Consider the following 24,849-nt stretch of genomic DNA (forward strand, 5'->3'; position numbering starts at 1 on the left):
AGGTCAGTTTTAAACAGAAAGGTCATCAATGAGCTGGATTGAACGAATTCTTAATAAAAGCACCACGACGCCTGCGCGCAAAGCCAGTATCCCGGAAGGGGTCTGGACCAAGTGTGACAGCTGTGGCCAGGTTCTCTACCGCGCCGAGCTGGAGCGTAATCTCGAGGTCTGCCCGAAGTGTGACCATCACATGCGTATGCACGCCCGTGAGCGTCTCGGCAGTTTCCTCGACCAGGGCACCCTGGTTGAGCTTGGCAGTGAACTCGAGCCGAAAGATCTGCTCAAGTTCCGCGACTCCAAGAAGTATAAAGATCGTCTGGTCGCCGCCCAGAAAGACACCGGCGAAAAAGATGCATTGATCGTGATGAAAGGTCAGCTGCACGGCATGCCGGTTGTTACGGCCGCCTTTGAATTTGCCTTTATGGGCGGTTCAATGGGCTCTGTGGTCGGCGCGCGTTTTGTCCGTGCGGTTGAGCAGGCGTTAGAAGATAACTGTCCGCTGATCTGCTTCTCCGCCAGTGGCGGCGCGCGTATGCAGGAAGCGCTGATGTCGCTGATGCAGATGGCGAAGACCAGTGCGGCGCTGGCGAAAATGCAGGAGCGCGGTCTGCCTTACATTTCCGTGCTGACTGACCCGACCATGGGCGGCGTTTCCGCCAGTTTTGCCATGCTGGGTGACCTCAACGTGGCGGAACCGAAAGCGCTGATCGGCTTTGCCGGCCCACGCGTTATCGAACAGACCGTGCGTGAAAAACTGCCGCCAGGCTTCCAGCGCAGTGAGTTTCTGATTGAAAAGGGCGCGATCGACATGATCATCCGTCGTCCGGAAATGCGCTACAAACTGGCAAGCCTGCTGGCAAAAATGATGAACCTGCCGGCACCGCTGCATGACGGTGAACAGTCCGCCCCTGCGCCGACTGAATCGGAAAGCAACGAGGCCTGACAGGAGATAGAGAGGCGCGTCCACCGCGCCTCTTACCAATGCACCGTATACCGCAGCAGCAGTCTGCCGGGTATCAATAAGCAAAACGGGACATATGGACAATCTTCACCTTCCTCAAGCCACGTCGCCTTTGGCCACGTGGCTTTATTATCTTGAGCACCTGCATACCCAGGCGATCGAACTGGGTCTGGATCGCATTCGCCAGGTGGCACAACGTCTCGACCTGCTGAAACCCGCCCCCTTTGTTTTTACCGTCGCCGGTACCAACGGCAAAGGCACCACCTGCCGCACGCTGGAAACCCTGCTGATGGCCGCAGGCTATCGGGTTGGCGTCTACAGCTCACCCCATCTGGTGCGCTACACCGAGCGCGTCCGGGTTCAGGGAGAGGAGCTGAGCGAAGCGCAGCACTGCGCCAGCTTTGCGGAGATTGAAGCGGGACGGGCAGACATTTCACTGACCTATTTTGAATTCGGCACGCTCTCCGCGCTCAACCTGTTTCGCCAGGCGAAGCTGGATGTGGTGATCCTCGAGGTGGGCCTCGGCGGACGACTGGACGCCACCAATATCGTTGATGCTGATGTCGCCGTCGTCACCAGCATTGCTCTGGATCATACCGACTGGCTTGGCCCGGATCGCGAAAGCATCGGGCGGGAAAAAGCGGGTGTGTTCCGGGCAGGCAAACCGGCGGTGGTCGGTGAGCCGGAAATGCCGCAGAGTATCGCCATGGTGGCGCAGGAAAAGGGCGCTAAGCTCATGCAGCGCGACCGTGAATGGTCCTTTCATGCGCAGGCGGAAAGCTGGTCGCTGCGGGATGCGGCCGGTGAGCTGAACGATTTGCCCCTGCCGCAGGTGCCGCTGCCCAACGCGGCGACGGCACTGGTGGCACTGCGCATGTCCGGGCTGGCGGTCAGCGAGGCGCAGATTCGCGCCAGCCTGCCGCTGGCGATGCTGCCAGGACGTTTTCAGACCATCAGTGAATCCCCGCGTGTGATTCTGGACGTGGCGCACAACCCGCATGCGGCGGGCTATCTGGCTTCACGACTGGCCGCCCTGCCGGCACGCGGTAAAGTGCACGCGGTTGTGGGTATGCTGCATGATAAAGATATCGCCGGAACGCTGGCGGCGCTGGCTCCGGTGGTGGATGCCTGGTACTGCGCGCCACTCGATGGCCCGCGCGGTGCCACGGCGGAGCAGCTGCTGAGCAGCCTGCCGCAGGGCGAGGCGTTCAGCTCGGTTGAACTCGCCTGGCAGCAGGCGCGTCAGCAGGCCGCGCCGCAGGACGTTGTGCTGGTTTGTGGGTCATTCCACACCGTGGCGCAGGTCATGGAATCGATTGAAACGGAGAAAGGACGTGGCAAGTAAGTTTCAGAACCGTTTAGTCGGCACGATTATTCTGGTCGCCGTTGGCGTGATTGTCCTGCCAGGGCTGCTGGATGGTCAGAAAAAGCATTATAAAGAGGAGTTCGCCGCGATTCCGCTGGTGCCAAAACCGGACGACCAGCAGGACAGCGAAATGGTGCCGCCGGTCACGCAGTCGCTGCCGTCGCAGCCGCCGGAAGGGGCGGGCAATGCGGTGAGCAGCAGTAACGGCAGCGGTAAAACCAACGTGACGGCAGAACAGGGCCGCACCCAGCCGGAAGAGGAGAGCGATCCGGCTGTGGTCTCGCCGCCGCCGGTTCATCAGTCTGCGCCTGCGCAGACGGTCACGAAGCCGAAGGTCACCGAGCAGCAGAAAGCCAGAGTAACCGAGCAGACTAAGCCGAAGCCTGTGGAACAGCCGAAGCCGAAAGTGGCAGAGCAGTCGAAGCCGAAGCCGGCTGAACAGCCTAAAGCGGTTGAGCAGCCGAAGGAAGAGACGACGCCGAAAGCGGCAGAGACTACCGCGCCGGCAGGACAGGCGTATGTGGTGCAGCTTGGGGCGCTGAAAAATGCCAGCAAAGTGAACGAGATCGTGGCACAGCTTCGGCTCTCGGGCTATCGCGCCTTTACCGTGCCGTCAACGCCGGTGCAGGGGCAGATTACCCGTATTTATGTCGGGCCGGACGCCTCTAAAGCTAAAATGCAGAGCGCAGTGGGCGAGCTGAAAAACATCTCCGGACTGGGCGGTGTGGTGAAACCCTATAGTGCCCGTTAATCGGGTGATTGGCGCTGCCGATAGCAGTAACAGGCAGCGTCTTTTACCGGCTGGCGCGTTCATTTATAGCGCAGCGTGACGGAAAAAGTGACGATTTTCAACGGCATGAACGGCTGAGAATCACCCGGGCGATAGCGAATTTTTTTATCGCCTTTTTTATGGATGCAGAAAAGGAAAACCGCTACGCAAACGTTTTCTTTTTCTGTTAGAATGCGCCCCGAACTGGATGCAGGGGTGCAATTGCACTGGCGCTGGAAGAGTTCATGATCTGGATTGATTACGTCATTATTGCGGTAGTTGGTTTTTCGGCTCTGGTCAGCCTGATTCGTGGGTTTGTCCGGGAAGCCTTATCTCTTGTTACCTGGGGATGCGCGTTTTTTGTCGCCAGTCATTACTACGCCTACCTTGCAGTCTGGTTTACAGGTTTTGACGACGAACTGGTTCGTAACGGTATCGCCATCGGTGTGCTGTTTGTGGCAACCCTGATAGTCGGGGCCATAGTGAACTACGTTATCGGCACGCTGGTGGAAAAAACCGGCCTGTCGGGAACCGACCGGGTGTTGGGAGTCTGTTTCGGGGCGTTGCGTGGTGTGCTGATTGTGGCCGCTTTGCTGTTCTTCCTTGATACATTCACTGGCTTTTCCAAAAGTCCGGACTGGCAACAGTCTCAACTCATTCCCGAGTTCAGTTATATCATCAGGTGGTTTTTTGATTACCTGAAAAGCACGTCGAGTTTTTTACCCCGGTGATGTGACCGGGAGTGCGGCTTAATGAGGAAATGACAACATGTGCGGTATTGTCGGTATCACCGGTTTCATGCCGGTCAACCAGTCGATCTATGACGCGTTAACGGTGCTCCAGCACCGCGGGCAGGATGCCGCAGGCATTTGTACTATCGATGCGCTGAAATGTTTTCGCCTGCGAAAGGCAAACGGCCTGGTCAGCGACGTTTTCGAAGCACGTCACATGCAGCGTCTGCAGGGCAACATGGGCATTGGTCACGCGCGTTATCCTACGGCGGGAAGCTCCAGTGCCTCTGAAGCGCAGCCTTTCTACGTCAACTCGCCCTATGGCATCACTCTGGCGCACAACGGTAATCTGACTAACGCCCATGAACTGCGTAAGCACCTGTTCGAAAAGGGTCGCCGTCACGTTAACACCACGTCAGATTCTGAAATCCTGCTGAACATCTTTGCGCAGGAACTGGATCGCTTCCAGAACGATCCGCTGGAAGCTGACAACATTTTTTCTGCGGTTGCAGCCCTGCATCAGCAGGTGCGCGGCGCTTACGCCGTCGTGGCGATGATTATCGGACACGGCATGGTCGCCTTCCGCGATCCTAACGGCATTCGTCCGCTGGTCCTCGGCAAGCGCGTCATCGCTGACGGCCGTACCGAATATATGGTTGCCTCAGAGAGCGTGGCGCTTGATACGCTGGGCTTTGAGTTCATCCGTGACGTGGCGCCGGGTGAAGCGGTTTATGTCACTGAAGAGGGCCAGCTGTCGACCCGTCAGTGTGCTGAAAACCCGAAAAGCAATCCGTGCCTGTTCGAGTATGTCTATTTTGCACGTCCCGACTCGTTCCTCGACAAGATTTCGGTCTACAGCGCCCGTGTCCGTATGGGCACCAAGCTGGGCGAAAAAATTGCCCGCGAGTGGGAAGATCTCGATATCGACGTGGTGATTCCAATCCCGGAAACCTCAACCGATATCGCGCTGGAGATTGCGCGTATTCTCGATAAACCCTATCGCCAGGGCTTCGTGAAGAACCGCTACGTCGGCCGCACCTTTATCATGCCGGGTCAGCAGTTACGTCGCAGCGCAGTACGTCGTAAGCTCAACGCGAACCGCGCGGAATTCCGTGATAAAAACGTGCTGCTGGTGGACGACTCCATCGTGCGTGGCACCACTTCCGAGCAGATCATTGAGATGGCGCGTGAAGCGGGCGCAAAACGGGTTTACCTGGCGTCAGCGGCCCCGGAAATACGCTTCCCGAACGTCTACGGCATCGATATGCCGAGCGCCACGGAGCTGATTGCCCATGGCCGCGAAGTGGAAGAGATCCGCCAGCTGATCAAAGCGGATGCGCTGATTTTCCAGGATCTCAACGATCTGATCGAAGCGGTGCGTGAAGAGAATCCGGATATTACCCAGTTTGAATGTTCGGTTTTCAACGGCGTCTACGTGACCAAAGATGTCGATCAGCAGTATCTGGAGTATCTTGAGTCGCTGCGTAATGATGACGCGAAAGCGCTTCAGCGCCAGAACGAAGTCGAGAATCTCGAGCTGCACAACGAAGGCTGATATCCCCGACAGGCGGACAGCACAGAACAGGGCGGGAGCAATCCCGCCCTGTTTGTTTTCAGAAATCGTCCGGCCGCGTTATGATGGTGCATTAGCGGAGACAAGGTTGGACTATGAAACGACTCATCATTGGCATCTCTGGCGCAAGCGGGGTGATCTACGGCGTGCGCATGCTGCAGGTGTTGCAGCAGGTGGAAGAGGTGGAAACGCATCTGGTCATGAGTCAGGCGGCGCGACAGACGCTGGGACTGGAGAGCGACTACTCGGTTCGCGACGTACAGGCGCTGGCCGATGTGGTGCACGACGTGCGCGATATTGCCGCGAATATCTCCTCCGGGTCGTTTAAAACGCTGGGCATGGCGATCTTACCCTGCTCGATGAAAACCCTGTCGGGCATCGTTCACAGCTACAGTGACTCCCTGCTGACCCGGGCAGCGGACGTGGTGTTAAAAGAGCAGCGTAAACTGGTGTTGTGCGTGCGCGAGACCCCGCTGCATGTCGGTCATCTGCGCATGATGACCACGGCGGCCGAACTGGGGGCTATCATCATGCCGCCCGTCCCGGCGTTCTATCACCGTCCTGATACCATCGGGCAGATCATCGACCAGACCGTTAATCGCGTTATCGATCAGTTTGATATCGACCTGCCGGAAGATCTGTTTATGCGCTGGCAGGGTGCATAAAGTTCCGCGGGCGCACTTAATTAGTGCATAAGCGCGCCCCGGATCACTCTTCGTGCATCTGACGCACCAAAAGTTAACATCATCGCTTTTTCTCTTTTACTTCACTGCTATATTCCCCCCTATAAACAGGCGGTTTTCACCGCACTGGCGTCACGCTAACTGCGTGGATAACTTGCAGATCTGGCATGAAACATGCAGATTAATTAGCGCATTCACATCACGAACCACATAACAAAAAGCACTTCACTTGAGGGTAATCTATGAAAAAGCGTGTTCTGGCTCTTTCCCTGATGCTGGGCTTATCCAGTGCTGCCAGCGTCTTTGCGGCGGTTCCGGGGTCAATCCGCATCGGTACAGATCCAACTTACCCACCGTTTGAGTCGAAAAACGCGCAAGGCAAGTTAGTGGGCTTCGATATCGACCTCGCTAACGAAATCTGCAAACGTATCCATACCCAATGTACCTATGTCGAAAGTGATTTCGATGCGCTGATCCCTTCACTGAAAGCGAAGAAAATTGATGCCATCATCTCCTCACTCTCCATCACAGCAAAACGTCAGGAAGAGATCGCCTTCTCAGAAAAACTCTACGCCGCCAACGCACGTTTAGTGGCACCGAAGGGATCAAAAATCGAGCCGACGATTGAATCGCTGAAAGGCAAAAACATCGGTCTGCTGCAGGGCACCACGCAGGAAACCTATGCCAATGAAAACTGGCGCCCAAAAGGGGTGACGATTACGCCTTATGCGAACCAGGATCTGGTCTATCAGGATCTGAATGCGGGCCGTATTGATGCCGCTTTCCAGGATGAAGTTCAGGCCAGCGAAGGTTTCCTGAAGCAGCCGGTGGGCAAGAACTACGCGTTTGCCGGTCCGGCGGTAAAAGATGACAAGATCTTTGGTGTCGGAACAGGCATGGGGCTGCGTAAAGATGACAGCGAGCTGAAGGCCGCTATCGACAAAGCCTTTACTGATATGCGTAAAGATGGCACCTACGACAAGATTGCGAAGAAATACTTCGATTTCAATGTGTACGGCGACTAACCATCCTGTCGCTTTATCCTCTGAGTGCTGAAGCCCGCCGGAACGGACGGCTTAACGCCGCTGTGCCCCGGCGTGCGGATGGCAGAGACGCCAGAGTGATAAAGCTAAACTGCCCGTCGATGTCTGGCGGGCAGCGTTTTGTTTTCACCCCACGACAGGACCCTTTCGATGCTGTATGGCTATTCTGATGTAATTCTCAGGGGCACACTGGTGACGCTGGAACTGGCGCTCACTTCCGTCGTGCTGGCAGTGCTGCTGGGGCTGATCGGCGCAGGCGCGAAACTGTCGCGCAGTCGGCCTCTGGCGATGATTTTTGAAGGCTACACCACGCTGATCCGTGGCGTGCCCGACCTCGTATTAATGCTGCTGATCTTCTACGGTCTGCAGATTGTCCTCAACCAGATCACCGATGCGCTGGGCATGGCGCAGTTTGATATCGACCCGATGGTCGCCGGTATCATCACGCTCGGCTTTATCTATGGTGCCTACTTTACTGAAACGTTCCGGGGTGCCTTTATGGCGGTGCCGAAAGGGCAGATTGAAGCGGCCACCGCGTTTGGCTTTACCGGTGCGCAGGTGTTTCGCCGCATTCTGTTCCCGGCCATGATGCGCTATGCGCTGCCCGGCATCGGTAACAACTGGCAGGTGATCCTGAAAGCCACCGCACTGGTCTCGCTACTCGGACTGGAAGATGTCGTGAAGGCGACGCAGCTGGCCGGAAAAAGTACCTGGCAGCCGTTCTATTTCGCCATCGTGGCGGGCGTGATTTACCTGCTGTTCACCACGCTGTCGAATGGCGTGCTGTGGTGGCTGAACCGGCGCTATACGGTAGGCGTGAAGAGGGCGACTTATGATTGATATTATTCAGGAATACTGGAAATCGCTGCTCTGGACAGACGGTTATCGCTTTACCGGCGTGGCGATCACGCTCTGGCTGCTGATCCTCTCGGTCGCCATTGGCGGATGCCTGGCTATTCTGCTGGCGATTGCGCGGGTTTCCCCTAATCGCTTTATCAGTTTTCCGGTCTGGCTCTTTACCTACGTGTTCCGTGGCACGCCGCTCTATGTGCAGCTGCTGGTGTTTTACTCCGGGATGTACACGCTGGAGATTGTGAAAGGCACGGAGCTGCTGAATGCCTTTTTCCGCAGTGGCCTGAACTGTACGTTACTCGCCTTTACGCTTAATACCTGCGCCTACACTACGGAGATCTTTGCCGGGGCCATTCGTTCGGTGCCGCACGGGGAGATTGAGGCGGCGCGGGCATATGGCTTTTCGACCTTTAAACTCTATCGCTGCATCATTCTGCCGTCGGCGCTGCGTACGGCGCTGCCAGCCTACAGCAACGAAGTGATTCTGATGCTGCACTCCACGGCGCTGGCCTTCACCGCGACGGTGCCGGATCTGCTGAAAATCGCGCGGGATATTAACTCCGCGACCTATCAGCCGTTCACCGCCTTCGGCCTGGCGGCGGTGTTATACCTGATTATCTCTTACGTGTTGATCAGCCTGTTCCGCCTGGCGGAACGCCGCTGGCTGGCCCACGTGAAACCCTCTTCATCGCATTGAGTAGAACTATGGCTGACAATAAATTAAGCGTCACCGAATTGCATAAACGTTACGGTGAACATGAAGTGCTGAAAGGGGTCTCGTTAACTGCTAAAGCGGGCGATGTGATCAGTATCATAGGATCGTCCGGTTCAGGGAAAAGTACCTTTTTACGCTGCATCAACTTTCTCGAAAAACCGAGTGAAGGCAGCATCGTCGTCAACAACCAGCAGATCAACTTAGTCCGTGACAAAGATGGTCAGCTGAAAGTGGCTGATAAAGAGCAGCTGCGCGCATTGCGCACCAGCCTGACCATGGTGTTCCAGCACTTCAATCTCTGGAGCCACATGACGGTGCTGGAAAACGTGATGGAAGCGCCGCTTCAGGTGCTGGGACTGAGCAAGGCGGAAGCGCGTGAACGGGCAATCCGCTATCTCGATAAAGTCGGCATTGACGCACGGGCACAGGCGAAGTATCCGGTTCATCTCTCGGGTGGTCAGCAGCAGCGTGTCTCGATTGCGCGTGCGCTGGCCATGGAGCCGGAAGTGTTACTGTTTGATGAGCCGACCTCAGCGCTCGATCCGGAGCTGGTAGGCGAAGTGCTGCGCATCATGCAGAAGCTGGCTGAGGAGGGAAAAACTATGGTCGTCGTTACCCATGAGATGGAGTTCGCCCGCCACGTTTCCAGCCACGTCATATTCCTGCATCAGGGCAAAATCGAAGAGCAGGGAGCGCCTGCGGAGCTGTTTGGTAACCCGAAAAGCCCGCGACTGCAGCAGTTCCTCAAGGGATCGCTGAAGTAACGGATAGCGGGGCGGACAGGTGCGGGAAGCAGGGCATCGGCGTGACGTGCCCTGCGCCGGTACGCTGCCTGCCCGCTGCGTCACGTCTGCAGTAACTTCAGCGCCGTGTCCTCGTCGGTCACCAGACCCGATACCCAGCCGCCCTGTAAGGCGGCCCGGATCGCCGGGTACTTGCGTTCGCTACCGGCAAAGCCAATGATTTTGCGCTGTGTCTGGCTTTCCAGATGCACGCTGGTCAGGAGTTCATCCGTTTCCCCCCACACGCGTTCACCCTGCTGATTGAAGAAGTGACCGAGCATCTCGCCCGCGACGCCACGCGCATTCAGCGCCTCAACCTGTGCATCGGTAATAAATCCCTCGGCGTTCAGCGGACAGCCTGGCATCACTTCACCAATCCCGACAAAGGCTACGTCTGCTCGTAAGGCGCGTTCGGTGACGCGCTGATACACCTTATGCTGCACCCACATCGCTTTATCTTCAGGCGTGTCGGCGTAGAGGGGGGCCGGAATAAAGAAATACTTACCCTGCATCTTTTCAGCCATCTTCAGCGGGACATCATAGCGTGTCCCGGAATCATCCCGCGCGATGGCGCCAATCATCGAAACGCAATGATGCTGCGGGCGATCCACCCAGGGTAACGCGTCGATGATCGAGCGTAAGGTTTTACCGGAACCAATGCCAAAGACCTGTGGCGCTTCCTCACTGATGAACTGCGCCATCACCGCCGCCCCTTCGACGGCCAGCATTTGCTGAATGGCATCCTCGTTCAGACTGGCCGAGGGCACGACGCGACAGAGTTCCAGGCCAAACTTCTCCTGGACTTCACGCGCCAGCTGCAGACAGTGCGTGACGGGATGATCGATTTTTACGCTCACCATGCCCATTTCACGAGCACTGGATACCAGACGCTGCGCCACCTGGCGCGACAATCCCAGTGCCTGCGCAATCTCCTGCTGTGTCACGCCCGCAACGTAATACATCCATGCGGCACGCGCGGCCAGCTCCTGCTTTTTCTCTTCTCTGCTCATCACGCTGTTCCGTCGAATTCAGGGAGACATCTTAACGCGAGCCGGGCAAAAAGCGCTAACCGGGCAAAAGCCCAATAAAAGAGCAAAAGTATTATTTGTGACAGAGTTCGCAGAAGGATCCGCGTAATGAACACTATGCTAACGGCTATCGGGCAAATGCCCCTCACCGTGGCAAATGTTTAATTGAGGCGATTATGACCAATCAATCCGTGTGGATGCATATCGGCGCAGGATCTTTTCATCGGGCACATCAGGCGTGGTATCTGCATCAGCTGCGTAAGCAGGGCGACGAAAGCTGGGGCATCGCGCTGGGCAATATCCGACAGGACGCCGCGCCGCTGCTTGATCAGCTCGCGCGGCAGCAGGGCGAATATGTGCTGGAAACCGTAACGCCCGAAGGTGAGCGCGACTATGAGACCATCACGTCGCTGCGCAAAATTTTGCCCTGGGATAGCGACATTCGCGCGCTGATTGAACAGGGCGCGCGTGCGGAAACGCGTGTGATTAGCTTCACCGTGACTGAAGCAGGCTACTACCTGACGCCCGCATTTACGCTGGATCTCAGTCAGGCGGACGTGAAGGCCGATCTGGATGGCGATATCCGCACCCTCTATGGCGCACTCAGCCGCATTCTGACACAGCGGGTTGCCGGGGGCGGGGCACCGGTCACGCTGCTGAACTGCGACAATCTGCGCCACAATGGCGAGCGTTTTCGTGACGCCTTCCTGGCGTTTCTGACGGCCAAAGGCGATACCGCGCTGGCCTACTGGGTGCGTACACAGACCCGCTCACCGAATACCATGGTCGATCGCATAACCCCGCGACCCACCCCGCAGGTGGCCGAACGCGTGCAGGCAGCGACCGGCAGGGAGGAGGGTGCCGCAGTGATGGCCGAATCTTTTATTCAGTGGGTCATTGAGGATGATTTTATTGCCGGACGCCCGGCACTCGAAAAGGTGGGCGTTGAGCTGGTGGAATCGGTGCTGCCGTGGGAAGAGGCGAAAATTCGCATCCTTAATGCGACCCATGCCGCGATTGCCTGGGCGGGCACGCTGATTGGGCTGAACTATATCGATGAGAGCACCCGTCATCCGGCCATCTATCAACTGGCGCACGACTACGTGACCCAGGATGTCATTCCCTCACTTTCACCCAGCCCGCTCGATCTGGCAGATTATCGCGATGTGGTGCTGGCCCGCTTCAGTAATCCCTATATTCAGGACACCAATCAGCGCGTCGGTGCCGATGGCTTGTCCAAAATTCCCGGCATGGTGACGCCAACCCTGCAGGCGTGTTACCAGCGCGGCGTGCAGCCGACCGCAACGGCGGTGATCCCGGCACTCTTCTTCCTGTTTATGCAACGCTGGGCCAGTGACGACTTACCCTATCCCTATCAGGATGGTGCGCTTCAGGCCGAGACGCTGCGTAAACAGTTCGCCAGCGCCGATCCGCTCCGTGCGTTCCTGAGCGATCGCGCGCTGTTTGCGGAACTGGCGTCCGATAAGGCGTTTCATGAGCTGGTGACGCGCCAGGTGGCGAATCTGCAGCAGTGGCTGAAGCAGCCTGAACTGGCGGCGGTGTAATCATGTATCTCGGTATTGATATCGGTACCTCAGAGCTTAAAGCGCTGATCCTGAACACGCAGGGTGAGATTGTGGCGTCTCAGCACGCCACGCTCAGCGTGCAGCGTCCGCATCCTCACTGGGCAGAACAGGAGCCTGAGCGCTGGTGGCAAGCCTGCTGTGAGGTTCTGGCGGGATTGCGTCATCAGTCTCCTCAGGCATGGGCTGAGATTCGCGCGATAGGATTGTCCGGTCAGATGCACGGGGCCGTGCTGCTGGATGCCGGAGGCAGGGTGCTGCGTCCATGTATCCTGTGGAACGACACGCGCAGCGCACCACAGTGTGAAAGGCTGGCGAAGCAGCATCCCCGGATGATAGCGATCAGCGGCAATATGATTATGCCTGGCTTCACTGCACCAAAGCTCTGCTGGGTTGCGGAACATGAGCCAGAGATCTTCAGCCGTATCGATAAGGTGTTGCTGCCGAAAGATTACCTGCGCTGGCGTCTGACCGGACGCTTTGTCACTGAGCCTTCGGATGCTGCCGGAACGCTGTGGCTCGACGTCTCCCGGCGTGACTGGTCGGACGAACTGCTGGCCATCACCGGACTGACGCGTGCCGCCATGCCTGAACTGGTGGAAGGCAGTGCAGTAAGCGGACATCTGCAGCCGACACTGGCGAGCGAGTGGGGCTTATCCACCTCAGTCACGGTGGCAGGCGGCGGCGGGGACAATGCCGCGTCAGCCGTCGGGGTAGGCGCGGTGAACGCCGGGGATGCTTTTATCTCACTGGGGACGTCCGGGGTGATTTTTGTCGTCAATGACCGCTTGCAGGCGGACCCGCAATCCGGGGTGCACGCCTTTTGCCATGCGCTGCCGGGCCGCTGGCATCAGATGAGCGTGATGCTCAGCGCCGCCAGTTGTCTGCGCTGGCTGTGCAATCTGCTGTCAGTGAGTGAAAGCCAGTTGATGGAGGAGATGGCTCAGCTCAGTGATGAACAGCTGCGCAGCGCCCCGATTTTTCTGCCCTATCTCTCCGGGGAGCGCACCCCTCACAACGATCCTGACGCCTCCGGTTCTTTCTTCAATCTGCGCCATGAAACGCCGCGCGCCCTGCTGGGCTATGCGGTGATTGAAGGCGTGGCATTCGGACTGGCTGATGGGGCAGAGGCGCTCGGCGAGGCCCGGCACCCCATTCAGCAATACAGCCTCACCGGTGGAGGCGCGCGCAGCACGCTGTGGGCGCAATTGATTGCCGATGTGTTGCAACTGCCGGTTGTTACTCACCCGGCCAGCGCCTCTGGCGCGCTGGGGGCGGCACGTCTGGCGTGGCTGGCTGATGGCGGTGCTGAGCATGAGGTGTGCCTGAAGCCGCCAGTCCAGGCGCGCTATCAACCGGACGACGCTCGCGGAGCCGTGCTGCAACAGCGGCTGCGTCTGTTCCGGGAACTCTACATCCAGCAGCAACAGGTGCGTAACCTGCTGCCTGCATAAAGACTAACCAAACAGAAGGTGATTGTGATGCAATCGAACGAATACTGGTTTGGCTTACCGAAAAAGATGTTCTGGGGCTTCCTCGCTATCGCCATCTTTATGGCGGGTGATGGCTTTGAAATGGCGTTTCTGTCACGCCATATCACCGACATGGGCTTTTCGCCCGCGCAGTCTGCCGTCGTGTTCACCTTCTATGGTCTGGCAGCCGCGCTGGCAGCCTGGGCATCGGGTGTGGTCGCCGAGCTGATCACGCCGCAGCGCGCGATGATGATTGGCTTTGTGCTGTGGATCGTCATGCATGCCCTGTTTATGTCACTTGGGCTTGGGCTGCGTAACTATCCCCTTATGGTGCTGTTTTACGGCATTCGCGGGCTGGCTTATCCGCTGTTTATTTACTCTTTCATGATGATGCTGGTGCAGGTCTTACCGCGCGAGAAACTGGCGGCGGCGACCGGCTGGTTCTGGGCGATGTATTCAATCGGCATTGGCGTGGTGGGCAGCTATCTGCCCAGTCTGACCATTCCGATGCTGGGGGAGACCGGAACGCTGTGGCTGGCCATCATCTGGGTAGCCTGTGGCGGGATTCTTGCCTGGTTCAGCCTGCGCAACGTGCCGGTAGATCGTTCCCGCGTGAATCTGCCGATGCGTGACAAGATGACAGAGATGTCGCGTGCCGTGACCATCCTGTTCACCAATCAGCATGTCTTTTATGCCTGCCTGATTCGCATCATCAACACGCTGTCGCTGTTTGGTTTCGCCATTATCATGCCACTGCTGTTTGTCGACCGTCTCGGCTTTACCATCTCTGAATGGCTGCAGATCTGGGCGGTGTTCTTCTTTGTTACCATCTTTACGAATATCTTCTGGGGCCTCACCGGTGAGAAGCTGGGCTGGATCCGTCAGGTACGCTGGTTTGGTTGCCTGGGAATGGCTATCTCCAGCCTGACCTTCTATTACCTGCCGCTGTATGCGGGGCATAATTTCTGGGTGGCATTAATTCCTGCGGTCATGCTGGGGATCTTTGTCGCCGCGTTTGTGCCGATGACCGCCGTCTTTCCGACGCTGGAGCCGCATCACAAAGGGGCAGCGGTCTCGATTTACAATCTCTCCGCGGGACTCAGTAACTTTGTGGCACCGGCTATCGCCTCTGTCATGCTGCCATTCTTCGACATCGTCGGAGTGGTATGGGCCTACACCGCGCTGTATGTGTTCGCTGGCGTGCTGACCTTTATTATCCGCGTGCCACAACCGGGGCACACGCGGGAAGAGAAGGCGATGCAGTCGCGGGTCGCCGGACAGCGAAGCTGATTACCCCTGCGGCGGCCCTGGGCCGCTGCAGGGTTATCCTGCGACATCCTGCAGGGCTTCCTGCAAATCGTACCAGCGGAAGCCGAATCCAGAGGCTTCCAGCCGCTTCGGCAGCACATGCTGACCGCCCAGCACCAGCACCGACGACTCCCCCATCATCAGCTTAATGGCGCTGGCGGGCGTGCGCATAAAGGCCGGACGATGCATCACCCGCCCCAGCGTGGCGGCAAACTGCTCATTGCGCACCGCGTAAGGAGCCACCATGTTGAACGGGCCGTGCAGATCTTCATGATCCAGCAGCCAGAGAATCGCGTTGACCATGTCATCGATATGGATCCACGGCATATACTGTTTGCCACTGCCGATCGGCCCGCCCGCGCCAAACTTAAACGGCAGTTTCATTTTACTGAGTGCGCCGCCTTCACGAGCCAGCACCACGCCGGTGCGTATCAGGCAGACGCGGGTACGTTCACTCGCGGCGCTGAGTGCCAGCTGCTCCCAGCGGGCGCAGAGCTGATGGGTAAACTCATCATGGCCCTCATCCTCTTCAGTCAGCACCAGATCGCCGGTATTGCCATAGAAGCCGGTTGCCGAACCGGAAATCAGGACGGCGGGTGGCGTTGCGCTGGCATTAATCAGTGAGGCAATCTGCTCGGTGATCTGCCAGCGGCTTTCGCAGAGCTGCTGTTTATGGGGCTCTGTCCAGCGTTTATCGGCAATGGGTTCGCCCGCCAGGTTAATCACGGCATCAATGTTATTGAGGTTTGTCTGCTGCGCCAGACCTGACCAGAGCGCCACGCTCTCGCCCAGTTTTTCGCGTGCGCTGACGATATCCCGCGTCACGACACTGATCTGATGCCCCAGCTGTTGCAGCCGTGGAATCAGATGACGCCCAATCAGTCCCGTGCCACCGGTAATAAGAATGTGCATGTTGCGGCTCCCTTTGTGTTTTTGTTATCTGCTCCTTTCAGCATAGAAGAGCGGAGCCACTCTGAAGTGCCTCGCGTCGCGCTTTGTTATTCCGGCGTGAGAGGTCGGAGCAGCTCAGCGTTGCCTTCACAAAAAAAAGTCGGTAAACATGATGCAACCCTGACAGCCAATCGAGGTAACCGATGAATTATCCGCCCATTGTCCTGTGGTCAGATTCATCATTTTTCAGTCCTTATGCCATGTCCGCCTATGTTGCTCTTACCGAAAAAGGGGTGCCTTTTCAGCTGAAACGCGTCGATTTATCGCAGAATCAGCAATATGCGGAGGCCTATCGGGCGCTCTCACTGACCTGCCGTGTGCCAACGCTGCAGATTGACAGCTTTTTGCTGAGCGAGTCTTCCGCCATCAGCGAATATCTGGAAGAGCGTTTTCCGGCACCTGAATTTGAGCGACTCTATCCCCATGACCGCGAGAAGCGCGCCCGCGCCAGAGAGCTTCAGGCCTGGCTGCGCAGTGACTTTATGTGGATCCGCCAGGAGCGCCCGACGGAAGTGCTGTTTGCCGGTGAACGTTTTGCGCCACTGACGGCGTCAGCACAGCAGGCGGTCACTAAACTGATTGCAGCCGTCGAGCGTCTGCTGCCGGAAGGGCAGCAGAACCTGTTTGGCGAATGGTCCATCGCGGATACCGATCTGGCGGTGATGCTCAACCGGCTGGTATTGCATGGCGATCCCTTACCGACACGTTTGCAGCACTATGCTGAATTTCAATGGCAGCGAGCCTCAGTACAGCTGTGGTTAGCAGAAAGTGGTAAAAATCGATAACTGTCAGGGCTTGCTCAGGCTGACGGAAGTGATTACCTTACGCCACATTAAAATAACAAGTGGCAAACTGCGTGCATCTGGGCACGCCAAACAGGAAAGGGTTACGGATGGTGGATCAAACTGCGGATGACGGCATCGAGTGGGTCGATATTGTAAGCGAAGAGAATGAAGTCGTTGCTCAGGCAACACGTGCGCAGATGCGCGCTCAGTGCCTGCGTCACCGCGCCACCTATATCGTGGTTCATGACGGTATGGGCAAGATTCTGGTTCAGCGTCGCACGGAAACAAAAGATTTCATGCCGGGCAAACTCGACGCAACGGCGGGTGGCGTGGTGCAGAGCGGTGAGGATATGCTGGAGTCTGCGCGTCGCGAAGCTGAAGAGGAACTGGGCATTGCCGCCGTGCCTTTTGCTGAGCATGGCAAATTCTACTTTGAAGATCAGCACTGCCGCGTCTGGGGTGGCCTGTTCAGCTGCGTGTCCCACGGGCCTTTCGCGATGCAGGAGTCCGAAGTCGATGAGATTTTCTGGATGACGCCCGACGAGATCACCGCCCGCTGCGATGAGTTTACTGACGATTCGCTGAAAGCGCTGTCGCTGTGGATGAGTCGTAACGGCGATAGCCGCGACTGAGACGGTTCCGGCGCCTTGCCTCAACGGGCAGCGCCGAATCTTACGTTTGCAGATCAAAAAAAAGGCATGCCCCGGGGCATGCCTTTTCTGTTCTCACCTGGCGCTTAGCCTTCAGCCTGCTGCGACTGAATGGCGGTCAGCGCGATGGTGTAGACGATGTCGTCGACCAGCGCGCCGCGCGACAGGTCATTGACCGGCTTACGCATCCCCTGCAGCATCGGCCCGATCGAGATCAGATCGGCGGAACGCTGAACCGCTTTGTAGGTGGTGTTACCGGTGTTGAGATCCGGGAAGATAAACACGGTGGCGCGACCCGCAACCTGTGAGTTGGGCGCTTTTGATTTTGCCACATCTTCCATGATGGCGGCGTCATACTGCAGCGGACCATCGATCACCAGGTCAGGACGTTTTTCCTGCGCAATCCGTGTGGCTTCACGCACTTTTTCTACGTCGCTACCTGCACCGGAGGTGCCGGTGGAGTAGGAGATCATCGCCACACGCGGGTCGATACCAAAGGCTTTGGCAGAATCGGCGGACTGAATCGCGATTTCGGCCAGCTGCTCAGCGGTAGGGTCCGGGTTAATCGCGCAGTCACCGTAAACCAGCACCTGCTCAGGCAGCAGCATAAAGAACACCGATGAAACCAGTGAGCTGTTCGGCGCGGTTTTGATCAGCTGCAGTGGCGGACGAATGGTGTTGGCGGTGGTATGAACCGCACCGGATACCAGACCATCCACTTCACCGCTCTCCAGCATCATGGTGCCCAGCACCACGTTATCTTCCAGCTGCTCCTGCGCGACAACTTCGGTCATACCTTTGTTCTTGCGCAGCTCAACCAGGCGCGGCACATAGTTTTCACGAACCTGTTCCGGGTCAACGATCTCAACCCCTTTGCCCAGCTCAACCCCCTGAGCCGCCGCAACACGCTGGATCTCATCCGGGTTGCCTAACAGCACGCAGGTGGCGATACCGCGTTCAGCACAGATAGCGGCCGCTTTAACGGTGCGCGGCTCATCGCCCTCTGGCAGAACGACGCGTTTGCCCGCTTTACGCGCCAGCTCGGTCAGCTGATAGCGGAAGGCCGGTGGCGACAGGCGACGGCTGCGTTCTGACGTGGCGGTCAGCGACTCAATCCAGTCAGCGTTGATGTAGCTGGCAACATACTCCTGCACTTTCTCAATGCGCTGGGTGTCGTCAGCCGGGACTTCAAGGTTGAAGCTCTGCAGGCTCAGGGAGGTCTGCCAGGTGTTGGTTTTCACCATAAATACCGGCAGGCCGGTCTGGAAGGCGCGGTCGCAAAGACGGGCGATGCGATCGTCAATCTCGTAGTTTCCGGTCAGCAGGATAGCGCCGATCTCGATGCCGTTCATGGCAGCCAGGCAGGCGGCGACCAGCACATCCGGGCGGTCTGCGGAGGTGACCAGCAGAGAGCCAGGACGGAAATGTTCCAGCATGTGCGGGATACTGCGGGCGCAGAAGGTTACCGATTTCACCCGGCGGGTCTGAATCTCACCTTCGTTGATGATGCGTGCACCCAGGTGGCGGCACATGTCGATCGCGCGGGTCGCAATCAGATCAAAGCTCCACGGCACGCAGCCCAGAACCGGCAGCGGGCTGTCTGAGAAGAGCTGCTTAGGATCGATATTGGCGATGCTGGCTTTCGACGAATCATCGAAGATCTCTGACAGGTCAGGGCGGGTACGTCCCTGATCGTCAACCGGCGCGTTCAGTTTATTGATGATCACGCCCGTGATGTTTTTATTCTTCTGACCGCCGAAGCTGCTCTGGGTCAGCTCAATGCGCTCTTTCAGCTGGGCCGGTGAGTCATTACCCAGCGCCATCACAAAGACGATCTCGGCATTCAGCGTTTTGGCAATTTCATAGTTCAGTGCGTTGGCGAACTGATGCTTACGGGTCGGCACCAGACCTTCAACCAGCACCACTTCCGCATCCTGCGTGTTGGCGTGATAGCGGGAGATGATCTCCTCCATCAGCACATCCTGCTGGTTCGATCCCAGCAGTGATTCCACACGGGACATCTGCAGCGGTTCGGCCGCAGGAATCGAGGAGTTCTTGCGAATGATGGTGGTGGTTTGATCCGGGGTATCGCCGCCGGCACGCGGCTGCGCAATCGGCTTAAAGACGCTGAGGCGGACGCCTTTGCGCTCCATGGCGCGGATAACGCCGAGGCTGACGCTGGTCAGGCCGACGCTGGTGCCGGTCGGAATGAGCATAATTGTACGTGACACGTTTGAACCTCTCAGTAATGGCAGGGTGTCAAAAACAACTCCGTCAGCCTGAGCTGACGGAGAGAAGGGGTTATGCAGTCAGACGCGCGGCGTCCTGGGCGATGACCAGCTCTTCGTTGGTCGGAATCACCAGGGCCGGACGGGTGCCTTCTTTATTGATGTAGCCAGACTTACCGAAGCGCGCTGCAAGGTTGCGATCATGATCAACCTCAAAGCCCAGCAGCGCCAGTTTTTTCAGTGAAAGTTCACGCACCATCGCCGCGTTCTCACCGATGCCGCCGGTAAAGACCACCGCATCAAGGCGACCGTCCATCAGCGCCGTGTAGCTGCCGATATATTTCGCCAGGCGGTGGCAGAACACATCCATCGCACGTTTCGCATCTTCTTTCGTCGCGTAGTTATCTTCCACGTAGCGGCAGTCGCTGGTGACTTCGGTCAGACCTAACAGGCCAGACTCTTTAGTCAGCAGTTTATTGATGGCGTCAACGCTCATGCCCAGGGTGTCGTGCAGGAAGAAAACAATCGCCGGGTCGATGTCGCCACTGCGGGTGCCCATCACCAGCCCTTCCAGTGGCGTCAGCCCCATGGAGGTATCGACGCACTCGCCATTTCGGATGGCAGAGACAGAACCGCCGTTACCAAGATGGCAGGTGATGATATTCAGTGATTCAAGCGGTTTATTGAGCATGCTGGCCGCTTCGTGTGTCACATAGAAGTGGCTGGTGCCATGCGCGCCGTAGCGACGCACGCCGTGCTCTTTGTACAATTTGTAGGGCAGGGCGTAGAGATAAGACTCTTCCGGCATTGTCTGATGGAAAGCGGTGTCGAATACGGCGACATTCTTATCTGACAGGTGCGGGAAGTTCTTCATCGCTTCATCAATTCCGATCAGATGAGCCGGGTTATGCAGCGGGGCAAAGGAGGAGGCGTCTTTGATGCCCTGAATCACCTCTTCAGAGATGATAACGGACTGAGTCAGCTTTTCGCCGCCATGAACAATACGATGACCGATTGCAGCAATTTGTGCCGAAAGCTCTGGTTTTTGTGCCAGAATGGATTTAACGATGAAGTTCAGCGCTTCGCTATGCGCTGCACCGGCACCGAGAGGCGCTTCCTGTTTTTCGCCGTCCAGTTTCCATTTAATACGTGCTTCTGGAAGGTGGAAACATTCTGCCAGGCCCGACAGGAACTCTTCGCCGCTGGCAGGGTTGAGGATGGCAAACTTAAGGGAAGAGCTGCCACAGTTCAGAACCAGAACTAACTTACTCGACATGGAAGTACCTATTTTTTGAGAGTGGCTAAATAAAACGCAATCAGACTAACAGCGTAGCCCATGAAAGCTGGTAGATTAATGACAAACATCATGCGGTAGACAGAAATCTGCATTTCCGCAAAAAATTTCGGTAATCTTACGCAAAAATTTGAAGATCGCCTTGTCGAAACATGGCTCAAGCCTCTTCCCAACGGCATCCCGCGCCCGGAAAGGTGTTGAAACGGCGTCAGAATAGCTGGAGTCATCTTTAAAGACAAAAAAAATTGAAGGATGTCACGTAAAGTTGTGTGGTTATAACTTTTTTTTAATGTTTGCAGTATTAGTTGAGGCGAGCCATGGCGAATGAATCTGGCAGTACCAATTGGTTTCAGATGTTTCAGCGCGGTCAGCACTACATGAAGACCTGGCCTGCTGATAAGCGCCTGGCCCCCGTGTTTCCGGAAAACCGTGTTTCATCCGTGACGCGCTTTGCCATTCGCTTTATGCCTCCCCTGGCGATTTTTACCCTGACCTGGCAGATCGCAATGGGCGGCCAGCTTGGCCCGGCCGTGGCGACGGCGCTGTTTGCCTGTAGCCTGCCGATGCAGGGGTTGTGGTGGCTCGGTAAGCGTTCTGTTACGCCGCTGCCGCCGACGCTGCTGAGCTGGTTTCATGAAGTCCGCGCCCGACTGGAAGAGGCGGGACAGGCTATCGCGCCGGTAGAAGGCAAACCGACCTATCAGGCGCTGGCCGACCTGCTGAAACGCGCGTTTAAACAGCTTGACCGCACGTTCCTCGACGATCTCTGATCCTCTTCAGGCGGGCGGTAATTTAATTACCGCTAACCCGCAACCAAATCAAAGAAAGGCGATACGGCGATTTCCGTATCGCTAACGCTATGCAATCATTTCCTCCTTGTCGATTAACTGAGCGGTCACCGACCGGGAGTGAATCATGGAAATGACCCATGCACAGCGTTTAATTCTAACCAACCAGTACAAAATCATGGCGATGCTGGAGCCGGAAAATGCTGAACGTTTTCGCCGTTACCAGACCATCATTGAGCGCGGTTATGCGCTGCAGATGCGGGAGCTGGATAAAGAGTTCGGCGAACTCAGCGAAGCAACCTGCCGGACGGTGATCGACATTATGGAAATGCATCACGCGCTGCACGTCTCCTGGTCAAACCTGAAAGATAAAAGTCAGACGGATGAGCGCCGTCTCGCTTTTCTCGGTTTTGATGCCGCGACAGAAGCCCGCCTGCTGGGATATGTGCGCTTCATGGTCAACACGGAAGGGCGCTACACCCACTTCGATTCCGGCACCCACGGCTTTAACGCGCAAACCCCGATGTGGGAAAAGTATCAACGCATGCTGGCTTTATGGCAGACTTGTCCGCGCCAGTACCATTTGAGTGCCAACGAGATTGCACAGGTTATTAATGCATGATGAGGAGAAGCGCGTGACCTACAGAGGTTTTCTTTTTGATTTGGACGGCACGCTGGTCGATTCGCTGCCCGCCGTAGAACGCGCCTGGAGCCAGTGGGGTGCGCGTCATGGTATTGCTGCCGATGAGATCCTCGATTTTATTCATGGCAAACAGGCCATTACTTCTCTGCGTCATTTTATGGCAGGCCAGCCGGAAGAGGCGATTCAGGCGGAGTTTGTGGCGCTGGAGCAGGCGGAAGCGGCGGACACCGACGGTGTGCAGGCGCTGCCGGGTGCCAGAGCGCTGCTGGAAAGGCTGAACGCGCTGCAGATCCCCTGGGCCATTGTCACCTCCGGTTCGGTGCCGGTTGCGCATGCCCGACATAAAGCCGCAGGCTTGCCGAAACCTGCGGTGTTTATTACTGCGGAGCAGGTGGCAAAAGGTAAACCGGAACCCGATCCCTATCTGCTCGGGGCGGAGAAACTGGGCTTAGACGCCGCAGCCTGTGTGGTGGCAGAGGATGCCCCCGCCGGCATCGTATCCGGACTGAACGCAGGCTGCGCGGTGATCGCCATCAACGCTCCGGCGGACACCCCCCGGCTGGATGAGGTGGCGCTTCGCCTCAGCTCACTGGCATCACTGGTCGTGACCCGGGAAGCTGACGGCAGTTTTACCTTCAGCCAGCAGGCGTAAGGAAGGGGCCGGCGGTCACGCCGCCGGGCTCAGAGTGGCGTATCCTGCGAGATTTCATCCAGCGACAGGCTGAAGCTCGGAATAAAGACCTCAACGAAATAATCCATCTCAGGCGAACGCCGTTGCGCTAGCGTTGTCTCCAGTCGCGCTTTCGCCAGTAAAAACTCATTGTTCCCGGCAGAGAGTTCCTCAAGACACTTAACATAAGCGCAGAGCGCATCGGCCTGCTTGACGACGGCCTGCTCCTCTTCACTGTGCAGGTGCTCATCGATTAACGGGCGATAGATCGCCTGAAACTCTTCCGGCAACATCTCAATCAGCTTCTGCTGCGCAATTTTCTCGATTTTTTTATATTCATGCGCGATCTGCGCGTTGTAATACTTGACCGGTGTGGGCAGGTCGCCGGTCAGCACTTCGCTGGCATCGTGATAGAGCGCCAGCATGGCGATGCGATCGGCATTCAGCGACCCGCTGAACTTAAGGTTTTTGATCACGGCCAGGGCGTGCGCCACCATGGCAACCTGCAGGCTGTGTTCAGACACGTTTTCGGTGCGCACGTTGCGCATCAGCGGCCAGCGATTGATCAGCTTGAGACGGGAGAGATGGGCGAAGAAGTGACTTTGAGTCATGCGCGTTCCTGTTAGCCGGCAGGGGAGAGACAGGCTCTCCCCAAATAGCTTCAGTATACGCGGGCGGGATTACTGACGATAGCCTTGCAGGAAACGGCCAAATTTATTGATGGCCATTTCCAGATCGTCCACGCGCGGCAGCGTGACGATGCGCAGGTGGTCGGGCGAGGGCCAGTTAAATGCGCTGCCCTGAACCAGCAGGACTTTCTCCTGCAGCAGGAAATCCAGCACCATTTTCTGATCGTCGAAGATGTTGAATTTTTTAGCATCGATTTTCGGAAACATATAGAGCGCGCCCTGTGGCTTCACACAGCTGACGCCCGGAATATCGTTAATCAGTTCCCAGGCGCGCTGACGCTGCTCGTAGAGACGTCCGCCAGGCATGATAAATTCGCTGATGCTCTGGTAACCGCCCAGCGCCGTCTGAATCGCATGCTGCGCCGGCACGTTAGCACAGAGACGCATTGAGGCGAGCATCTCCAGCCCTTCGATGTAGCCTTTAGCATGTTTCTTCGGCCCGTTAAGCACCATCCAGCCCTGACGGAAACCGGCCACGCGATAGGTTTTAGAGAGGCCGTTAAAAGTCACGGTCAGCAGGTCCGGCGCCAGTGCGGCAATGCTGTGATGCTGTGCCTCATCATAGAGGATCTTGTCGTAGATCTCGTCGGCAAAAATGATCAGGTTATGCTGACGGGCTATCTCAACCACTTCCAGCAGCAGCTCTTTGCTGTAGACCGCGCCGGTCGGGTTATTCGGGTTGATAATGACGATGCCGCGGGTGCGGGGCGTAATCTTGCTGCGGATGTCATCCAGGTCGGGGAACCAGCCTGCGGACTCATCACAAAGATAGTGCACCGCTTTTCCGCTGGAGAGGGAGACGGCCGCCGTCCATAACGGATAGTCGGGAGCCGGGACCAGCATTTCGTCACCGCTGTTCAGTAACGCCTGCATCGCCTGCACGATCAGTTCTGACACACCGTTGCCAATGTAGATATCTTCTACCGTGACGTCGCGCATGTCGCGCGCCTGGTAGTGCTGCATGATCGCTTTGCGGGCAGAGTAGAGGCCCTTGGAGTCGCAATAGCCCTGGGCGCTGGGAAGATTACGAATCACATCGACCAGAATCTCGTCCGGCGCTTCAAAGCCGAAAGGCGCCGGGTTGCCGATGTTCAGCTTAAGAACTTTGTTGCCTTCTTCTTCGAGGCGTTTTGCCTCTTTCAGTACCGGACCACGGATGTCGTAGCAGACATTGTCGAGTTTCCCGGATTTATCAATTTGAAAAGTCATTGTTACCGCCTTAATGGGCAGAATCCTTTTGGCTGCCACAGAAATCAAACCAGCACAATGTACTCTCCTCAGGATA

The 24,849-nt window shown here is 57.0% G+C and carries 24 protein-coding genes; 18 read left to right on the top strand and 6 right to left on the bottom strand.

The window, feature by feature from the left end:
* Positions 1-28 precede the first annotated feature (28 nt).
* The 10 genes from accD (at position 29) to hisP (ending at position 9,457) form a co-directional block, all read left to right on the top strand.
* The gene (gene accD / locus HFD97_RS09700) at positions 29-943 is read left to right on the top strand and encodes an acetyl-CoA carboxylase, carboxyltransferase subunit beta (protein WP_009088976.1); all 915 of its coding nucleotides are present in this window, start codon (positions 29-31) and stop codon (positions 941-943) included.
* Between the two features lie 94 nt (positions 944-1,037).
* On the top strand, positions 1,038-2,306 hold the full coding sequence (folC, locus tag HFD97_RS09705; protein ID WP_150028895.1) for a bifunctional tetrahydrofolate synthase/dihydrofolate synthase: 1,269 nt from the start codon (positions 1,038-1,040) through the stop codon (positions 2,304-2,306).
* Positions 2,296-3,078 carry a cell division protein DedD gene (gene dedD / locus HFD97_RS09710; RefSeq protein WP_167431393.1) on the top strand — a complete coding sequence of 261 codons (783 nt, stop codon included), beginning with the start codon at positions 2,296-2,298 and terminating at the stop codon, positions 3,076-3,078. Before folC ends, dedD begins: the two co-directional genes overlap by 11 nt.
* A gap of 263 nt (positions 3,079-3,341) precedes the next feature.
* Positions 3,342-3,827: a colicin V production protein gene (gene cvpA, locus HFD97_RS09715; protein ID WP_009088980.1), complete on the top strand. Its 486-nt coding sequence runs from the start codon at positions 3,342-3,344 to the stop codon at positions 3,825-3,827.
* 37 nt (positions 3,828-3,864) lie between these two features.
* Positions 3,865-5,382: an amidophosphoribosyltransferase gene (purF, locus tag HFD97_RS09720; protein ID WP_009088981.1), complete on the top strand. Its 1,518-nt coding sequence runs from the start codon at positions 3,865-3,867 to the stop codon at positions 5,380-5,382.
* Between the two features lie 113 nt (positions 5,383-5,495).
* On the top strand, positions 5,496-6,065 hold the full coding sequence (locus HFD97_RS09725; RefSeq protein WP_009088982.1) for a UbiX family flavin prenyltransferase: 570 nt from the start codon (positions 5,496-5,498) through the stop codon (positions 6,063-6,065).
* A gap of 260 nt (positions 6,066-6,325) precedes the next feature.
* Entirely contained in the window at positions 6,326-7,108 is a 783-nt protein-coding gene (argT, locus tag HFD97_RS09730; protein WP_009088983.1) for a lysine/arginine/ornithine ABC transporter substrate-binding protein ArgT, read from the top strand.
* Between the two features lie 168 nt (positions 7,109-7,276).
* Positions 7,277-7,966 carry a histidine ABC transporter permease HisQ gene (locus tag HFD97_RS09735; protein ID WP_009088984.1) on the top strand — a complete coding sequence of 230 codons (690 nt, stop codon included), beginning with the start codon at positions 7,277-7,279 and terminating at the stop codon, positions 7,964-7,966.
* Positions 7,959-8,675, top strand: coding sequence for an ABC transporter permease (locus tag HFD97_RS09740; RefSeq protein WP_009088985.1), 717 nt, complete (start codon positions 7,959-7,961; stop codon positions 8,673-8,675). Before HFD97_RS09735 ends, HFD97_RS09740 begins: the two co-directional genes overlap by 8 nt.
* Before the next feature lie 8 nt (positions 8,676-8,683).
* The gene (gene hisP / locus HFD97_RS09745; protein ID WP_167431394.1) at positions 8,684-9,457 is read left to right on the top strand and encodes a histidine ABC transporter ATP-binding protein HisP; all 774 of its coding nucleotides are present in this window, start codon (positions 8,684-8,686) and stop codon (positions 9,455-9,457) included.
* 80 nt (positions 9,458-9,537) lie between these two features.
* Here the strand turns inward: hisP and HFD97_RS09750 are convergent, their stop codons facing one another.
* Complete coding sequence (locus tag HFD97_RS09750; RefSeq protein WP_167431395.1) at positions 9,538-10,485, bottom strand: sugar-binding transcriptional regulator; 948 nt, start codon at positions 10,483-10,485, stop codon at positions 9,538-9,540.
* Positions 10,486-10,679: 194 nt separating this feature from the next.
* On the opposite strand from HFD97_RS09750, the gene dalD reads away from it, so the two are divergent.
* Genes dalD through HFD97_RS09765 form a run of 3 tightly spaced genes read left to right on the top strand, consistent with a single transcriptional unit; the run spans position 10,680 to position 14,848 of the window.
* Entirely contained in the window at positions 10,680-12,068 is a 1,389-nt protein-coding gene (gene dalD, locus HFD97_RS09755) for a D-arabinitol 4-dehydrogenase (RefSeq protein WP_167431396.1), read from the top strand.
* Between the two features lie 2 nt (positions 12,069-12,070).
* Positions 12,071-13,540: a xylulokinase gene (xylB, locus tag HFD97_RS09760; RefSeq protein ID WP_167431397.1), complete on the top strand. Its 1,470-nt coding sequence runs from the start codon at positions 12,071-12,073 to the stop codon at positions 13,538-13,540.
* Between the two features lie 27 nt (positions 13,541-13,567).
* Positions 13,568-14,848 (top strand): MFS transporter, encoded by a 1,281-nt coding sequence (locus HFD97_RS09765; RefSeq protein ID WP_009088990.1) that lies wholly within the window; start codon positions 13,568-13,570, stop codon positions 14,846-14,848.
* Between the two features lie 33 nt (positions 14,849-14,881).
* On the opposite strand, the gene HFD97_RS09770 is transcribed toward HFD97_RS09765, so the two are convergent.
* Positions 14,882-15,778 carry a TIGR01777 family oxidoreductase gene (locus HFD97_RS09770; RefSeq protein ID WP_140029078.1) on the bottom strand — a complete coding sequence of 299 codons (897 nt, stop codon included), beginning with the start codon at positions 15,776-15,778 and terminating at the stop codon, positions 14,882-14,884.
* 182 nt (positions 15,779-15,960) lie between these two features.
* Between HFD97_RS09770 and yfcF the strand changes: the two genes are divergently transcribed.
* Together yfcF and yfcD are read left to right on the top strand one after the other, a co-directional pair.
* Positions 15,961-16,602, top strand: coding sequence for a glutathione transferase (gene yfcF, locus HFD97_RS09775; protein ID WP_009088994.1), 642 nt, complete (start codon positions 15,961-15,963; stop codon positions 16,600-16,602).
* A 107-nt stretch (positions 16,603-16,709) separates the two neighbouring features.
* Positions 16,710-17,234 carry an NUDIX hydrolase YfcD gene (gene yfcD / locus HFD97_RS09780; RefSeq protein ID WP_167431398.1) on the top strand — a complete coding sequence of 175 codons (525 nt, stop codon included), beginning with the start codon at positions 16,710-16,712 and terminating at the stop codon, positions 17,232-17,234.
* A 104-nt stretch (positions 17,235-17,338) separates the two neighbouring features.
* Here the strand turns inward: yfcD and pta are convergent, their stop codons facing one another.
* Both pta and ackA read right to left on the bottom strand, forming a co-directional pair.
* On the bottom strand, positions 17,339-19,468 hold the full coding sequence (gene pta, locus HFD97_RS09785) for a phosphate acetyltransferase (protein WP_033736164.1): 2,130 nt from the start codon (positions 19,466-19,468) through the stop codon (positions 17,339-17,341).
* A gap of 85 nt (positions 19,469-19,553) precedes the next feature.
* Entirely contained in the window at positions 19,554-20,756 is a 1,203-nt protein-coding gene (gene ackA / locus HFD97_RS09790; RefSeq protein ID WP_046102274.1) for an acetate kinase, read from the bottom strand.
* A 335-nt stretch (positions 20,757-21,091) separates the two neighbouring features.
* Here ackA and yfbV point away from each other — a divergent pair, with 335 nt between their 5' ends.
* From yfbV to HFD97_RS09805, 3 genes are all read left to right on the top strand, one after another.
* Complete coding sequence (gene yfbV / locus HFD97_RS09795; protein ID WP_009089002.1) at positions 21,092-21,544, top strand: terminus macrodomain insulation protein YfbV; 453 nt, start codon at positions 21,092-21,094, stop codon at positions 21,542-21,544.
* 145 nt (positions 21,545-21,689) lie between these two features.
* Positions 21,690-22,184 carry a YfbU family protein gene (locus tag HFD97_RS09800; protein ID WP_150028890.1) on the top strand — a complete coding sequence of 165 codons (495 nt, stop codon included), beginning with the start codon at positions 21,690-21,692 and terminating at the stop codon, positions 22,182-22,184.
* 13 nt (positions 22,185-22,197) lie between these two features.
* Entirely contained in the window at positions 22,198-22,857 is a 660-nt protein-coding gene (locus HFD97_RS09805) for a sugar phosphatase (protein WP_058956893.1), read from the top strand.
* A 29-nt stretch (positions 22,858-22,886) separates the two neighbouring features.
* Here the strand turns inward: HFD97_RS09805 and yfbR are convergent, their stop codons facing one another.
* Together yfbR and HFD97_RS09815 are read right to left on the bottom strand one after the other, a co-directional pair.
* Positions 22,887-23,486 carry a 5'-deoxynucleotidase gene (yfbR, locus tag HFD97_RS09810; protein ID WP_058956884.1) on the bottom strand — a complete coding sequence of 200 codons (600 nt, stop codon included), beginning with the start codon at positions 23,484-23,486 and terminating at the stop codon, positions 22,887-22,889.
* Positions 23,487-23,555: 69 nt separating this feature from the next.
* Positions 23,556-24,773 (bottom strand): pyridoxal phosphate-dependent aminotransferase, encoded by a 1,218-nt coding sequence (locus HFD97_RS09815; RefSeq protein ID WP_009089010.1) that lies wholly within the window; start codon positions 24,771-24,773, stop codon positions 23,556-23,558.
* Positions 24,774-24,849 lie beyond the last annotated feature (76 nt).

It is taken from the genome of Pantoea sp. EKM103V, from assembly GCF_011800365.1.
In the GTDB taxonomy this organism is placed as follows: domain Bacteria; phylum Pseudomonadota; class Gammaproteobacteria; order Enterobacterales; family Enterobacteriaceae; genus Pantoea; species Pantoea anthophila.